The organism is Spiroplasma endosymbiont of Phycita roborella, assembly GCF_964031195.1.
Taxonomy (GTDB): domain Bacteria; phylum Bacillota_I; class Bacilli_A; order Mycoplasmatales; family VBWQ01; genus Spiroplasma_E; species Spiroplasma_E ixodetis_A.
In genome coordinates, this window is the sequence record NZ_CAXIQJ010000005.1 from 189,827 (window position 1) to 205,851 (window position 16,025).

General features: G+C 23.6%; 15 protein-coding genes and 2 pseudogenes. 11 read left to right on the top strand and 6 right to left on the bottom strand.

The genetic code is table 4. The annotated features are described in order from the left end of the window. Positions 1 to 274 precede the first annotated feature (274 nt). The 4 genes from AAHM95_RS06935 (at position 275) to AAHM95_RS06950 (ending at position 4,577) form a co-directional block, all read left to right on the top strand. Complete coding sequence (locus AAHM95_RS06935) at positions 275 to 1,996, top strand: ABC transporter permease (RefSeq protein WP_342274482.1); 1,722 nt, start codon at positions 275 to 277, stop codon at positions 1,994 to 1,996. A gap of 13 nt (positions 1,997 to 2,009) precedes the next feature. Continuing rightward, positions 2,010 to 2,918 carry an ATP-binding cassette domain-containing protein gene (locus AAHM95_RS06940; RefSeq protein ID WP_342274483.1) on the top strand — a complete coding sequence of 303 codons (909 nt, stop codon included), beginning with the start codon at positions 2,010 to 2,012 and terminating at the stop codon, positions 2,916 to 2,918. Positions 2,919 to 3,046: 128 nt separating this feature from the next. Then, positions 3,047 to 3,256, top strand: a complete 210-nt coding sequence (locus AAHM95_RS06945; RefSeq protein ID WP_342274484.1) for a hypothetical protein — start codon at positions 3,047 to 3,049, stop codon at positions 3,254 to 3,256. Positions 3,257 to 3,338: 82 nt separating this feature from the next. Further along, on the top strand, positions 3,339 to 4,577 hold the full coding sequence (locus AAHM95_RS06950) for an IS256 family transposase (RefSeq protein WP_342273942.1): 1,239 nt from the start codon (positions 3,339 to 3,341) through the stop codon (positions 4,575 to 4,577). A 43-nt stretch (positions 4,578 to 4,620) separates the two neighbouring features. Here the strand turns inward: AAHM95_RS06950 and AAHM95_RS06955 are convergent. Further along, a pseudogene (locus tag AAHM95_RS06955) lies at positions 4,621 to 5,553 on the bottom strand (IS256 family transposase); the annotation flags it as partial. 95 nt (positions 5,554 to 5,648) lie between these two features. Between AAHM95_RS06955 and AAHM95_RS06960 the strand changes: the two are divergent. Next, positions 5,649 to 5,912, top strand: a pseudogene (locus AAHM95_RS06960) (transposase); the annotation flags it as partial. Positions 5,913 to 5,967: 55 nt separating this feature from the next. On the opposite strand, the gene AAHM95_RS06965 reads toward AAHM95_RS06960, so the two are convergent. The 3 genes from AAHM95_RS06965 to AAHM95_RS06975 form a co-directional block, all read right to left on the bottom strand. After that, positions 5,968 to 6,123, bottom strand: a complete 156-nt coding sequence (locus tag AAHM95_RS06965; RefSeq protein WP_174479916.1) for a hypothetical protein — start codon at positions 6,121 to 6,123, stop codon at positions 5,968 to 5,970. A gap of 159 nt (positions 6,124 to 6,282) precedes the next feature. Further along, on the bottom strand, positions 6,283 to 8,454 hold the full coding sequence (locus AAHM95_RS06970; protein WP_342274486.1) for a hypothetical protein: 2,172 nt from the start codon (positions 8,452 to 8,454) through the stop codon (positions 6,283 to 6,285). A 168-nt stretch (positions 8,455 to 8,622) separates the two neighbouring features. Beyond that, positions 8,623 to 9,483, bottom strand: a complete 861-nt coding sequence (locus AAHM95_RS06975; protein ID WP_281748449.1) for a ribonuclease HIII — start codon at positions 9,481 to 9,483, stop codon at positions 8,623 to 8,625. 131 nt (positions 9,484 to 9,614) lie between these two features. Here AAHM95_RS06975 and acpS point away from each other — a divergent pair, with 131 nt between their 5' ends. From acpS to AAHM95_RS07005, 6 genes are all read left to right on the top strand, one after another. Continuing rightward, positions 9,615 to 9,935 (top strand): holo-ACP synthase, encoded by a 321-nt coding sequence (acpS, locus tag AAHM95_RS06980; RefSeq protein WP_338973757.1) that lies wholly within the window; start codon positions 9,615 to 9,617, stop codon positions 9,933 to 9,935. A 28-nt stretch (positions 9,936 to 9,963) separates the two neighbouring features. Continuing rightward, a complete protein-coding gene (locus AAHM95_RS06985; RefSeq protein ID WP_342274487.1) occupies positions 9,964 to 11,271 on the top strand; it encodes a thymidine phosphorylase in 1,308 nt (435 codons plus the stop codon). A 74-nt stretch (positions 11,272 to 11,345) separates the two neighbouring features. Further along, positions 11,346 to 12,674 (top strand): hypothetical protein, encoded by a 1,329-nt coding sequence (locus AAHM95_RS06990; RefSeq protein WP_342274488.1) that lies wholly within the window; start codon positions 11,346 to 11,348, stop codon positions 12,672 to 12,674. A 159-nt stretch (positions 12,675 to 12,833) separates the two neighbouring features. Next, the gene (locus tag AAHM95_RS06995; protein ID WP_342274489.1) at positions 12,834 to 13,586 is read left to right on the top strand and encodes a segregation/condensation protein A; all 753 of its coding nucleotides are present in this window, start codon (positions 12,834 to 12,836) and stop codon (positions 13,584 to 13,586) included. Continuing rightward, positions 13,579 to 14,160, top strand: a complete 582-nt coding sequence (scpB, locus tag AAHM95_RS07000) for an SMC-Scp complex subunit ScpB (RefSeq protein ID WP_286641535.1) — start codon at positions 13,579 to 13,581, stop codon at positions 14,158 to 14,160. The genes AAHM95_RS06995 and scpB overlap by 8 nt, the downstream gene beginning before the upstream one ends. Next, a complete protein-coding gene (locus AAHM95_RS07005; protein WP_281748443.1) occupies positions 14,153 to 14,890 on the top strand; it encodes a pseudouridine synthase in 738 nt (245 codons plus the stop codon). Before scpB ends, AAHM95_RS07005 begins: the two co-directional genes overlap by 8 nt. 21 nt (positions 14,891 to 14,911) lie before the next feature. Here the strand turns inward: AAHM95_RS07005 and AAHM95_RS07010 are convergent, their stop codons facing one another. Then, complete coding sequence (locus AAHM95_RS07010; RefSeq protein WP_342274490.1) at positions 14,912 to 15,256, bottom strand: hypothetical protein; 345 nt, start codon at positions 15,254 to 15,256, stop codon at positions 14,912 to 14,914. Between the two features lie 82 nt (positions 15,257 to 15,338). Continuing rightward, positions 15,339 to 15,887, bottom strand: a complete 549-nt coding sequence (locus AAHM95_RS07015) for a hypothetical protein (RefSeq protein ID WP_342274491.1) — start codon at positions 15,885 to 15,887, stop codon at positions 15,339 to 15,341. Between the last annotated feature and the right edge of the window lie 138 nt (positions 15,888 to 16,025).

The window sequence follows — 16,025 nt, forward strand, 5'->3', positions numbered from 1 at the left end:
GAATATATTAACTTTAATATTTCAGTAAACTAATAAGTTTATAAAAAATCAAGTTTAATTTAATAATTAAAAAATAAGCATTGTAATCATAATTATTAGATTATCTTTTATATCAAAATTTGTTAAATTTTATTACTTATAATTAAAATGTTTAAATAATTTTTCTTTTTTTATGCAGTTTAATAAAAAATAATTTTTCTTTTTCATTAAATTATATTTTATAAACAAAAAAAATAATTGATTATAATTGATAATATGTAAAGGAGAAAAAATAATGGACAGATTACTAGAAACCACAACGAAAACTATAGAAAAAACTAAAACCAAAAAGGCAAGTTGATTTAAGTTATTTAGATTAATTATAATTAAAATTAGTTACAGTTTTATTACGGCATTTTTATTTTTATTTTCAATAGTAATTTCGGTATTGAGCATTAGTGTTTTGTTTTTTTTAAATTTATCAATAGAAGATTTTATTATTGATTTACAATATTATATTATGATTTTTTATAGTATATTTTTATTTATTTTTATTTTATTAAATGCTATAAGAATTTTTGGTACTCAATTTGAAGATAGTTCTTTCTTATTATTACTTACTAAACCTTATACAAGAAATGTTATTATTTTAACTCAATACGCTACTTTATTTTTTATGAGTTTAACTTTTATTTTCATAAATATTATTGCTTTATTAATATTTGGCGGGATTTGTGGAATTATTATAAAAGTTTCTTATTTAGCTTTTTACGTATTAACTATCCTAAAGTTTTTTGGCTTTTGCTCTTTATTTGCTGTTTTAGTTACTGTTGGTGTAGTAACAATGTTAGTTTTTACTCCATCACAAACAGTTTTTTTAATTTTTGTTATTTTCTGTAGTCTATTTTTATTAGGTGGTTTGCCTTACTCATTAACCAAAATAAATAGTGACATTATTAAAATTAATTTTGAAAATAATATCCAATATACTGTTAGTGAAATCAAAGAAGCAATTTTATTTAAACAAAATTTAGAAAAAGGATTAATTAAATATCCAAATTTAACAAAAGCTATTTTTGATTTTTATTCTAATCTTAGTGATCAAGAATTAAAGGATATTAAAAAAAATAATGTTATTAATAAGCGTATTGATTTTTATCAAAAATTAGGATTTATTAAAACAAATCCTACTGTTAAAACTCTTAGTGGTAAAACAACCACTTGAAAACCAATTGAATTTCAAAATAAAGATATATTTATGAAAATTACTTTTAATAGTTATTTTAAAAACTTAGATGAATTAAAAAATAATGTTGATAATAATCAAATTACAGAAGACTTAATTAATATAATTAATGATTATGATAAAAAGTATAATATTGATTCATTTATGGATCTGCAAAGTGGTAAAGCACCTTCACTATTAACATACGATACTGATATTAATAATACTTATATACAAATTACAGGTCCAATATTAGAAAAACCCGTTCCACTATCACCCAAGGAAATTAAAAATATTTTTATTGATACATATGCATATAAATTTGATTTTCGTAATGAATTTAATAAAATTTTTTATAATCCTGTTTATTTTTTAGTTAGAACAACCGAAGAATATATTTATAATCAAATTCATACTTATCGTCAGATTACTAATAATTCTGTTACTAATGATAAAAATTATAAAAATTACATTAGTATTGCAAATAGTTATCAATTTATCAATGCAATAAATTTTATTGAACATTGAAATCAAATTTGAACTTATTTTATGGACTACTATGGTGATTTTTGATTTGAACCTTATGCAACATCTAGTATCGATTTTGATACACAAAAAAATACTTTATTTAGTTATCCTGATTTTAAACTAACACTAAATAATAAAAAAATAAAAACTGATAACATTGATTATTTTCAAAATAATCAATCAGTTCTTGAAATATATTGTGGATTTTCTATCTTTTTATTCTTACTTTCTTATTTAATGTATAATCGAAAAATTGTTAGTTAGGAGAAAACTTATTATGGGAACTACAGAAGACATTATGATTAGTGTCAGAAACTATAACAAAAAATTTAAAAAGTTTAATATTAGTAATATAAATTTTACTGTATTTAAAGGAACTATTCATGCTTTGGTTGGTCAATCTGGTAGCGGAAAATCTGTTTTATTAAAGTCTATCATTGGTGCAATCCCTAGTAACAGATACAGTGGTACAATTAAGGTTAATGATTACAAAGCAGGAAGTGCAAAATCAAAATTAAGTTTAGGTTATTCCTTAAATTTAGAAAACTTTCCACAAGGTTTAACAGCTTATAATTTTCTAAAATATTTAGGACAAACAACCACTATTACCGATAGTGCTCTAGAAGTTAATTTACAAAAATTATTAAATAATTTTAATTTATGAGAACATCGTAATAAGGGTTTAAATTCTTTCTCTTCAGGAATGAAAAATAGAATTATGCTAATTCAAGCCTTAGCACATGATCCAGAACTAGTAATTCTTGATGAACCTGGTGCAAACTTAGATTCAGAGTCACGAAAATATTTTACAAATGTATTAAAAAGATTAAAAGCAGAAGGTAAAACTATTTTCTTAACAACTCATATGATTAACGAGGTTAAAGATATTATTGATGATTGTACTATTATTGATTTGGGAAAAATGCTTTATAGTGGACCAATAGCAAAATTTGATGTTGGCAAAATTTTTATTTTGACTACTAACAATTTACCATTAACAGCCACTATATTAACAAAATATCAATATCAATTTAAATATCTTAAAGATTTAAATGAAATCTTAATTCGCTTAGATACACAAGAAAAAATTGATAATCTTAGTTCAATTTTAAATAAATATAAAATTGGTATTCAAAATCTTTATGAAAAAGAAATAGATTTATCACATTTAAAAAATTTTTTATAAAATAAAAAACAAAAATTTAACTATAAAATTTCTAATCTTTTTAATTTCTTATAGTATAATTATTTATAAACTTAATATAAGTTTAATTATTTTAAATAAATACCTTTTCATTTTAATAAGGAGAAAAAATGCAAAAAGTTAATGAATGAATAAATAAACATCAACATGAATTTAAGAAAACACTTGAAGAAAAAAATCAAATAAAAATAAATTGAGAACAAGAATACAAAATAATGGGCGGTTGTCAAAGTTACGAAATAATTAATTATCATATTAGTAACTTATTTCCGAAATTACCATTTAAAAATGATGATAGACAAATTAAAGGAAATGTTTAGTAATCTGTGTAACTTACAAAAATAACTATGTTTAATTAATTCTAGTAAATATAATTAAATGACTAGAAAGAGTGAGTTACAGATGGCTAAAAAAGATAACTTTAATAATAATGATCCAATATCAAAAGCAGTAGATTTATTACTAGAAAATACTGAAGATTTAACAACAGTTTTTAAACCTGGCGGTTTATATAAAGAATTAACAAAAAGATTAGTTGAAAAAATGTTGAATTCTGAAATGCAAAATTATTTAGGATATGAAAAAAATCAACATAGTACTACTGAAAATGCTCGTAATGGTACAAGTTCAAAAAAATTAATAACTCAACAAGGTAAAATTGAAATTGATGTACCAAGAGATCGCAATAGTAATTTTACTCCTGTAATAGTTCCTAAAAGGCAAAGAAGATTTGATGGTTTTGATCAACAAGTTCTTTCCTTGTATGCAAAAGGAATGACATTATCTGACATTAGAATGCAGTTGCAAGAGTTATATCATGGTGCTGATATTAGTGAAAGTGTTATTAGTCAAATTACTGATGATGTTATTGATGATGTTAAAGCATGACAAAATCGACCATTAGAAAGTATTTATCCTATTGTTTATTTTGATTGTATAGTAGTTAAAGTACGACAAGATAAACGGATTATTAACAAATCAGTTTATATAGCATTAGGAGTTGATTTAGAAGGCAAAAAAGATGTTTTAGGATTATGAATTAGTGAAAATGAAGGTTCTAAGTTTTGATTATCTAATTTCACAGAAATGAAAAATCGTGGCTTAAATGATATTCTTATTGCTTGTAGTGATAATTTAACAGGCATGTCAGAAGCAATACAATCAGTTTATCCTAAAACAGAACATCAATTATGCATTGTTCATCAAATTAGAAATAGTTTAAAATATGTTTCATACAAACATCGAAAAGGTCTAGTTGCAGATTTAAAACCAATTTATAGTGCATGTAGTGAAGAACAAGCAATGCAATCTTTAGAATCGTTTGAAAGTAAATGAAATAAACAATATCCTCAAATTACTAAATCTTGATATAAAAATTGAGATAATTTAATGGTTTTTATTAGTTATCCAGTAGAAATCAAAAGAGTAATTTATACTACAAATGCTATTGAATCTGTTAATAGTCAATTACGAAAAATCATCAGAAATAAAAAAGTTTTTCCTAATGATATGGCAGTTTTCAAAATATTTTACTTGGCAATTGAAAATATAACAAAAAAATGAACATTGCCTATTCAAAATTGAAATACAGCAATTGCTCATTTTATGATAAAATTTGAAGACAGAATTAATCTAAATTAGTAACTTTGTAAAACAAAGATACACAGATTATTAAAAAGCCTCTTCATTTACTTTCAAACGATTCTAAAGCTTGCATTGCTTGTTCTTCACTACATGCACTATAAATTGGTTTTAAATCTGCAACTAGACCTTTTCGATGTTTGTATGAAACATATTTTAAACTATTTCTAATTTGATGAACAATGCATAATTGATGTTCTGTTTTAGGATAAACTGATTGTATTGCTTCTGACATGCCTGTTAAATTATCACTACAAGCAATAAGAATATCATTTAAGCCACGATTTTTCATTTCTGTGAAATTAGATAATCAAAACTTAGAACCTTCATTTTCACTAATTCATAATCCTAAAACATCTTTTTTGCCTTCTAAATCAACTCCTAATGCTATATAAACTGATTTGTTAATAATCCGTTTATCTTGTCGTACTTTAACTACTATACAATCAAAATAAACAATAGGATAAATACTTTCTAATGGTCGATTTTGTCATGCTTTAACATCATCAATAACATCATCAGTAATTTGACTAATAACACTTTCACTAATATCAGCACCATGATATAACTCTTGCAACTGCATTCTAATGTCAGATAATGTCATTCCTTTTGCATACAAGGAAAGAACTTGTTGATCAAAACCATCAAATCTTCTTTGCCTTTTAGGAACTATTACAGGAGTAAAATTACTATTGCGATCTCTTGGTACATCAATTTCAATTTTACCTTGTTGAGTTATTAATTTTTTTGAACTTGTACCATTACGAGCATTTTCAGTAGTACTATGTTGATTTTTTTCATATCCTAAATAATTTTGCATTTCAGAATTCAACATTTTTTCAACTAATCTTTTTGTTAATTCTTTATATAAACCGCCAGGTTTAAAAACTGTTGTTAAATCTTCAGTATTTTCTAGTAATAAATCTACTGCTTTTGATATTGGATCATTATTATTAAAGTTATCTTTTTTAGCCATCTGTAACTCACTCTTTCTAGTCATTTAATTATATTTACTAGAATTAATTAAACATAGTTATTTTTGTAAGTTACACAGATTACTAAACATTTCCTTGAGATAATTTAATGGTTTTTATTAGTTATCCAGTAGAAATCAAAAGAGTGATTTATACTACAAATGCTATTGAATCTGTTAATAGTCAATTACGAAAAATCATCAGAAATAAAAAAGTTTTTCCTAATGATATGGCAGTTTTCAAAATATTTTACTTGGCAATTGAAAATATAACAAAAAAATGAACATTGCCTATTCAAAATTGAAATACAGCAATTGCTCATTTTATGATAAAATTTGAAGACAGAATTAATCTAAATTAGTAACTTTGTAAAACAAAGATACACAGATTATTAAAAAGCCTCAAATTATTCATTTTTATAAAGTTTTTTTATTTTCATTTTTTTTCTTATTTTCGATTTCTTGTTGTTGTCTTTCTTTTTCAGCTTTTTCGGATTCTTTTTTTAATTTATTAGCTGCAATTTTTTCTTTTATTCTTGCTATTTCTTTTTCTCTTTTATTTTTTTCATCCATAAAAATCCCTTTCTCACTATTTTTTTTGGCATATTTATTCTTATACATCTAAAATACCCAAAATCAGTGTACATTTTTTAGAAAAAAAAATAAATATAAAATATTAAAAAAGTCACTCTTTTAAAAAGAGTGACTAAAAATTAAATTTAAATAGTGCTTTTAATTGAATGACATTGGATGGTATATTCCTGTACTTGTTGATGGTTGGTTATTTATATCATTTGCAAATTGATATGGATTGTCAATAGGAAATTCTTCTATTGATGTTTCGTCATCAGTTTCTTTTTCATTTGATGATTTTTCTGATTCTATTTGTTGTGATAAAACTTCTTCAATAGCAGAATCTTCAAATTCTTCTTCCTGATATTTTTTAAACAATTCATCAAGAGTTGTGAATTTCCCATTGTTTTCTAATTTTTCTAAATGTTTTTCAAGAAAAACTGCTTCTTTTTTAGTAAATCCACAACAACTAGTTAATATTTCTGTGATTTTTTTTATAGTTATTGGTTGATTAAATACATCTTTATAAAAATCAGAAATAGCAAAAGCAATCATATCAATTGCTGTTACACCAATTGAAAATCCTAATGTTGTTCATCTAACAAATTTTTCATAAAATAATTTTGTGGCTTTTTGAAATCCATATTCAGTAACTAATGCAGCTTCTGTTTTAACAGCATTAACAGTACAAGTGACTGATAAAAATAAAGGGATTGCCATTAATATTTTTTTATATCTAGTTTGTTTTTCAACTCATTTTGAAAGTTTTTCAGGACAAAGATTAGTTGGAATTCCTAAGTTTGTTAAACCCGATTTAAAAATATTATTAATTGGTCTCATAACGAAATAACGACTTATATTTGCTGCTAAAGCACCTGTAGTAAAAATGTCTTTCGTGATTCAATCATGTAAATTAAAATCTTCTTTAGAAGTATTTTCTGATGAACCAGTTAGAATAATATGACTACCTGCCCATGTTAGTGTTTCTAAAGTTAAATTAACTAAAAGATTACGTCCTCAATTAGTTACTAATGCTATTGGTTTATTATTTTGTTGTTCCATAGTTTTAATTGTTTTATTTGCTAAAGATATTACTTGTTTAATTTCAATATCATTATTAGCATTATTATTTTCTATTTGTGAATTAATAATTAGTTTTTTAATTCGTTCAATTTCTTTTTTAAAATTTGGATGATATTCAAATTCTGTTTCTACACAATTTTCAATTTGATTAAATTTCTGTATTAAATCATTAAGTATGGAAATATTTGAAAAATATTTCATTAATTTTTGATGGTCTTCTTCAAATAAAAGTGTTTCAAATATTTCTTTATATTTTTCAAAGTCACTGGTATTAAATTGGTTGATTTCAATGGGATTTGTTTTGTTTTTTTTATTAAAAAAAACATCTCGTGATCAACTTGAAGCTGCTGAAGTGAAAAATGTGCCAAGTGCAGTATCAAGTAATACCATAACATAATTTTGTCAATTTCAAAATATAGCATCAATATAATCTTGGGATGTGTGTTCTTTACCATCAATGGGAAAATTAGAAACTACTCTTTGTAAATTTTTACCAGTAAGTCCAATATAAATTTCTAATAATCCTAAAAATTTATATGCAATATTTCTTATTATTCCTGGTTTTGTTTGATCAATAAAATTTTGTATTATTGTTAAATATTTATATAATTTTAATAAAATATTTAAATCTCTATTATTAGAATTTTCTTTAAATAATTTTAATTGTTCATTAAGTGCGTTGGTATTTGTTATAAATTTATTAAGATTATTAATAGTTTTTATAGTAATACCTTCTAAGAATTGATTTTCGGGTGATAATTTTCTTTCTTTTTTTTGAAAAGTTTTTAAATCTAAATTATCATCAATATATTTATCAATATCATTGTATTCTTTTTTATATATTTCTATTGTATTTCTATTAAAGTTTATTTTTAATAATTCTAAAATCACTATAATTACTGTTCCATTTTTTTCAACAAATGTTAGTTTTTGTCAGTATTGATTGTTATTAATGGTAATAGTGCTTTCATTAAAAAAAGTTAAACTATCAAAGTTATTTTTAATTTGGGTTTCATATTTTCAATTTCCATTATCATCGAGTTTTTTTTGTGTTGTTCCTCCATAACGACTACTACAATTTATTCAATTATTTTCTTCACTATCTTCTATTTCGATAATTGTACTTGAACTATTAAGACTTTCAGTACTACTTGAATTACTATCATTTATAGAAGGTTGTTGATGAGTAACTCCATAATTACTATGTTTATTTTTTTCTAATAAAGGCTTTTTTTCTTCATTTGGCATTTTATTTTCTCCTTTAAGTATAAAAGTCCTATTTTGTTTATAAAAACAAAATAGGACTTAAAAATATATTTAAACATATATCTGATTTGGATTATATCATTTATTTAATAGTTTTTAAATAAAAAATATCTTTTTATATATAGTTAATAAAAATTAAGTTTTAATTATTTATTTAAAAAATTCAGTAAATGATTTTTTGCTATGACGTTCAAGAAATTTATTAAATTCAATTGTTTTTTCATTTTTAATTTTTTCTAAAAATACATTAACTTCTTTTCCAGTACCTAATGGAATTGTATTAGTGTCAATACCTTTTATTTTTTTAATTTCTTCTAAAAATAAATAACGACTAATAATAGTACTACAAGCGATAGCTAAATACTTACTTTCTGCATTAGTAACAAATTGAACTTTATCTTTAATAATTTTATTACGATTATCTTTCATATTTTCAATGTATTTGTAATATGTATCTTCATTAATATATTGATCAATAACTATAGTATCATATTGAATTCTATGTTGTAACATACGAACTAATGCTTGATTTTCTCCTCAAGTTTTAATAATATTGGGGCTATAACCCGCATCAATTCATTGATTATATTTACGATTGTTAATGATTACTGACTCAAAAATAATTGTTTTCATAATATCTTGTGCTAATTCAATAAATTTACTTTGTGATAAGTCTTTATAATCGCGAATGTTAAGTAAACGTAATTTTTCTAAATTACCTGAACCAATATAAGAACTAATAATAACAAGTGGACCAAAAAAATTATTAATACCAAATTCAGCATTGCCAATGACTGGTGATTGATTTTCATCAAGTTGATTTCAAATACTGCGATATTCTGCAATAATATCTTCTTTAGTACCTTTAAAAATAACTTTTTCTTGATAAATTTCAATTGTTATATTATGATATTGAAATAATTCATAACTACTATTTTTATTATCAACTTTATAGTTTTGGTAGTGTTCTTTAATTAATGATTTTTGTTTTTGATTTAAGTAAAATGTCATTAATATACCACCATCTTTTCAAAATTTATTTGATTTATTGAAATTAATATCACACTTTCTTTCATATTAATTATATAATAAAAACAAGGATTTTAGGGTTTTAACCTTTTATTTTATATAAGGAGTTAACAATGCGTAGTGTAGGTATAGATATTATTGAAGTAAATCGAATAGAAAATATTGAAGAACTTGCTAAAAGAATTTTAAGTAAAAAAGAAATTATACTTTTTAATCAATATTCTTTACAACGTCAACAGGAATTTTTGGCAGGAAGATGAGCATTAAAAGAAGCAATTTTTAAGGCATTACCACAAGAAAAGTTAACATTTAAAAATATTGATATTAGCTATAATCAATATAATCAACCAATAACTATTATTAAGAATTATCAATTACTTTTATCTTTATCACATAATGAAACTAATGCAATTGCAATTGCAATTGTTATTTAATAAAAAGAAAGTAAGGTGTTTTATTAAAATGTATATGATTGATTTAATTTCTAAAAAGAAATTAGGACAAAGTTTAAATAAAGAAGAACTAAAATTTTTAACAGAAGGTATTGCCAATGAAACAATACCAGACTATCAAATTAGTGCTTGAGCAATGGCTGTTTATTTTCAGGGAATGACTAATGATGAATTAGTAGAATATACAAAAGCTATTATTAATAGTGGTGAAACCATGGATTTATCACAAATTACTGGTTTTAGTATTGATAAACATTCAACTGGTGGTGTTGGTGATAAAACTAGTTTAGTATTTGGTCCAATAGCTGCTGCTTGTGGATTAAAGGTTGCAAAAATTTCTGGAAGAGGATTGGGTATTACTGGTGGTACTATTGATAAACTGGAAATAATTCCAAATTTTAAATGTGATTTAGCAATATCAGATTTTATTAAAGTTGTTAATAAAGTTGGTATGAGTATTATTAGTCAAACTAGTAATTTAGTGCCTGCTGATAAAAAATTATATGCATTACGTGATGTTTCAGGAACAGTTGATTCATTACCATTAATTGCTGCTAGTGTTATGTCTAAAAAAATAGCAATGGGCGCTGATTTAATTTTACTAGACATTAAATGCGGAAAAGGTGCCTTTGTTCAGGATATAGTAACTGCAAGAGAGTTAGCAAAATTAATGGTACATATTGGTAAAGCTTTTAATAAAAAAATTTATGCTATTATTAGTGATATGAATAAGCCTTTAGGACGAACAATTGGTAATGCACTAGAATTACAAGAAGTTATTTTAAGTTTAAAAAATAAAGGACCAGAAGATTTGAAGATCCTTGTTAGTAATTTAGTAGCTTTAGCCTTATTGGGAGCTAAAAAGGTAAAAACCTTAAAAGAGGGTATTGATAAAGTTAATGCTATGTTTACTAGTGAAAAACCACTACAAATTTTTTATGATTTTGTTAAAAGTCAAGGTGGAGATACTAAATATCTTGATAATATTGATAAATTACCACCAGCTAAATATATTATTAAAGTTAAGGCGCAATTATTGGGCTATTTAGATTTTACTAATAATTATGCTTTAGGTGAATTATCAGTAATATTAGGAGCAGGAAGAACTACGAAAACTGATATCATTGATCCGGTGGCAGGAATTTATTTAAAACAAATTCATGGTCAAAAAGTTGAAAAAAATAGTGTAATTATGGAACTCCATACTAATAAAGATCAACATTTCCATCAACAATTTTTAGATTTGGCAATTTCTACATTTCAGATTACTAATAAAAAATACGATATTAAACCAATAATTTTAGAAATAATAATGTAATTTAGTTTAAAATTGTTTATAATGTTACAGTATTTTAAAAATATTAATTAAATGAAATGATAAGGAGCGTTTTTGTGAAATCTTTATTAAAATTACTGGGCACACTTGCTTTAGCAACAACACCAGTTGTAACAGTTGTTGCTTGTGGTAGTGAAAATAATCAAATGACTCCAAGGGATATTCTTAATTTTGCTGCCTCTTTTGTTACTGATAGTAGTGTGCAAATTAAGGCTGATCTTAATTTATCAGATGATACCAATATAGGAGAAATGAAAGGTAAAATTTTTAGCAAATTAGATACTTCTGTGCAAACAGCTATTGGTAACTTTTTCTCTAGTAAACTTAAAGAAAGTACCAATGAACATCCAACAAATTGATATCACCCTGATGCACATGTCAAAATTATGGACTATGTTCCAAAAAAAGATAATGATAATGATGAAAAAGAAAAACCTAAGTTTGTTTTACCAACTGGTAGTGAATTAGTCAATGGTTATTTATGAGTAAAAGCGGAAATCTCTTATTTAAATTTACCATCAGTTACTAAAGATATTAAAATTACAATTAATAATGATACAAGTCATACTAGTGATCAAAAAAAAGCTGATGCAATTAAAGATTTTATTGAGAAACTTATTAATGGAGAAATTAAAGATAATGTTTTAAATGTTAATGTTGAAAACTTACCAATTAGTGGAAAAATTGATGCACCTTCAAAAGAAGATATTGCTAGAACTCAGTTATCATATATTAAACAAAATTTAAATGTTGCCATTAAAGATAAAGTTCAATATTCTGGTTTAAGTTTAAGTTTTGAATTTTCAGGTGATTTTTCAGATGATGCTAAATCAACTTTATTTAAAATGGCAGATCCAACGGTGACCAATAATGATGATAAATCAATTGTATTTAATGATAATGTTAGTAATATTACTATTGATTTCTTAGTTGGTAATGATGGTAAATCTACTTTTAATACTGCTGATATTGAAAGTAAGTCTGCTATTCAGATTAACCAAACTTTTGTTGATGCAACAACACAAATTTCAAAAATATTTTCTGAATGAACAGTTGATGCAGTAAAGGAATTACCAAATGCTTCAGAAAGTTTTTCAGATTATAAGGAAATGAATAATATAAAAGAACAAGTTATAACAAAGGGTTATTTTGCTAATATTAATAAAATTTATAGTATTCTTGTTCCCAAATGAAATGATAGTGTAATAACTATTACTAATCCCGAAAGTGGATTTAATCTTAATCCTAACGAAAAAAATGGTTATTTTAATTTAAACTTTAAATTAGAATATGACCTAAGTAAAGACTTTCCAGATATAAAGACATCTTCAAAATTTGAAATAAATGTTGAAAATATTCATATTACGTTACGTGAAGTTAAATAATAATATTTAAATATATAATAACTTTTAAAACTTATTTTAATCATTAAAAAATTAAAAATAAGTTTTTTTATTTATTAAAGATTAATCAAGTACTATACTATTAAATTAAGTTATAATTAATATTAATAAGTATAAAATGATATTGAGGGAACGAGAATAATGTTACAACCAGTAATTACAATTGAATCTTTTCAAGGACCAATGGATTTGCTTTTGCATTTAATTAAAGAAAAAAATATTGATATTTTAGATTTAAATCTAAATGATGTTACTAACCAATATGTTCATTTTATTAATAAAGAATTAATTAAAAACATTGATTTAGTAAGTGAATATTTACCGATTGCTGCTTATTTATTAGAATTGCAATCAAAACAATTATTACCAAAACAAGAACTAGTGGTAGATAGTGCTTATGAAAATGAAGTTAATCGTCAAAAATTAATTGCTCGTTTATTAGAATATAAAAAATTCAAAGAAATAAGTAATTATTTTAAAGAACAGGCTTTATATAGAACCCAATTATTAACAAAAACACCTAGTGATTTAAAAACATATTTAGTTGATGAAATTACACCAATTTTGGTAAAAAATAATATTAATAAATTAACACAAGCAATGTTAAACTTATTTAATAGACTACAAAATGAAAATAAATTACCAGTTAATTTAGCATTAAACTTAATTTCAGCTGAAGATCGAGCTAAAGAAATTAAACAGTTACTGAAGAAAAACCCCAAGCAACACTTTACTTTAGAACAATTATTTTTTACTAAAGCATTAACTTTACATTATTTTATTATTACTTTTATTGCAATTTTAGATCTTGCAAATCATCAAATTTTACATATTATACAAACTAATACTTTTACTGAAATTACAGTAATTTATCGAGGTGAGAAAAATGAATAATAGCAATTGAAAAACAAACGAAAGATTAGCAGTTTTACAAGGTTTATTATTTATTGCTGGCAATGAAGGCCTTGATTTATTAACACTTGCTGAATATTTAGAATTAACAAAAAAACCAAAGACTGTTGAAAATTTAATTGCGTCTTTACAAATGAAATTAAATGATGATGATACCAGTGGTTTAAGTTTAATTAAAGTTGGTAATATTTATAAATTAACAACAAAACCTATTCATTATAATCGCTATCAAGTATTAAAACAACAACCTTTAATACGTTTATCACAAGCAGCTTTAGAAACACTAGCTATTATTGCTTATAATCATCCAGTTACTAAACCACAAATTGAAGATATTCGTGGTGTAAATTGTGATTCTATTATTTTTAAACTAAAAAGTTTAAATTTAATTACTGAGATTGGTCGTAGTGAATTACCAGGAAAACCAATTTTATATGATTTAACTGATGAATTTATGGATCATTTTAATATCGAATCTTTAACTCAATTACCAACTTTGCCTCAATTTAATAACCAAAATGATGAACAAGAAATCTACAACTTTACTAATGAATAATGATTTAGAACGCTTGCAAAAAGCTATTGCTAATTCTGGAGTATGTTCACGACGAAAAGCAGAATTACTAATTATTAATGGGCAAGTAACAGTTAATGGGCAAATTATTACAACGTTAGGTTTTAAAGTTACAAGTAGTGATGTTATTAAAGTTAATAATCAAATTATTAAGCAATCTAATCATATTTATTTAGCATTTTATAAACCACCTAATTGTTTAACAACAGTCAGTGATCCTAAAAATCGACCAACGGTAATGAATTATTTTACTAATATTAATAGTAGAATTTACCCAGTCGGTCGTTTAGATTTTGATACTTCAGGTTTGTTGTTAATGACTAATGATGGTGAATTTACTAATGCTATTATTCATCCTCGTTATAAAATAGATAAGGTATATGAAGTATTGGCAAGTGGTATTTTGTCATCAAATGCTATTAAAAAACTACAAGACGGTATTATTTTATCAACTTCATTTACAACTTCTCCTGCTATTGTTAAAATAATTTATAAAAATATAAAAAAAGAAAATACTTTACTACATCTAACCATTCATGAGGGACAAAATCAACAAGTTAAACGTATGATTAAAGCAATAGGAAGTAGAGTAATTACTTTAAAACGTTTACAAGTTGCTAATATTACTTTAAAAGGTTTAACAATGGGTGAATATCGTTATTTGACAGAAGAAGAAGTAACAACATTGATGAAATTGAGTCAAAAGAGTTAAAATAAAAGAATAATTTATTTTTTAAATATAACAACTTTTTATACTTTCTGGGTTTGTCTTTATATCAAAAACCTTATTTATTTCAATAATATTATCAGCAAAAACGTTTGCTGTTTTTATTTCCTCTTGTAATTTTTTATTTGTAATAATATCATTTTTAAAATTTTTCAGTATTTCAATAAGATTATTTAAGTTTTGAAATTTATTGGCTTCTTTAGCAATAGTGTATTTTTGTTTTTCACAGATTTTAATACTGGTATCTATTCAATTTTGTAATTTTTTTATTTTTCATTTTTGATTTGAAGTTATTAATGGTGGATTTTGATAATTGTTAATTGCATGATACATGCTTGTGCTAAAAACCATTATTCTTAATCCATTATTACTTAATTCTTGGTGAAAATATTTATTTAAGCTACCTTTATTATTTAAAAGATAATTAATAGCATTATGTGTTCCGCGATCTCAATTTTTTATAATTTGTTAACAATAAAAAATCATTATGTATTGTTTGTCAAGAATAATTATTATGTGCTTGGAGTCCATTACTTGCTACATAACTTCCTACAAAAGGTAAAGATTGGCAAATAATATTTTCTATATTAGGATTTATTAATGTGCTATCTTCAAAATAATAATAAGTTATTTCAAAAGTAAATCCTTGTAGGTATAAAGTTTTTGAACAAAAAAATAATTTTAACGTTTTTTGTTCAATATTTACAGTAATTGAAAAGTAATCATATTGTGCTTTTTGATTTATATAATAAAACTCTGAGTTAGCATTTGAACCATATGTATTTGGCATTTTTAATAAAATAGTTTCTATATATAGTTCTTTAATAATATGATTTAATTTTTTAAAAAATATTATAGGATTATCATTTAAAATTTCTAAAATTGTTATTGTATGAAAAATACTTGAGTAGATTATTTTTTCTTCATCAAATTTTTCTTTTTCTTTTCGATCTTTTTTTTCAAAATTTGATTTTTTTGGCATATTCAATTTTCCTTTCAAAATAAAAACCCATTTACTTTCATAAAAAGTAAATGGATTAAAAACTAATATTTAGTTATATACAGTATAGAAAATAAAAAAAATTTGTCAACTTTAGAATCTCTTATATTATTTCAAAAT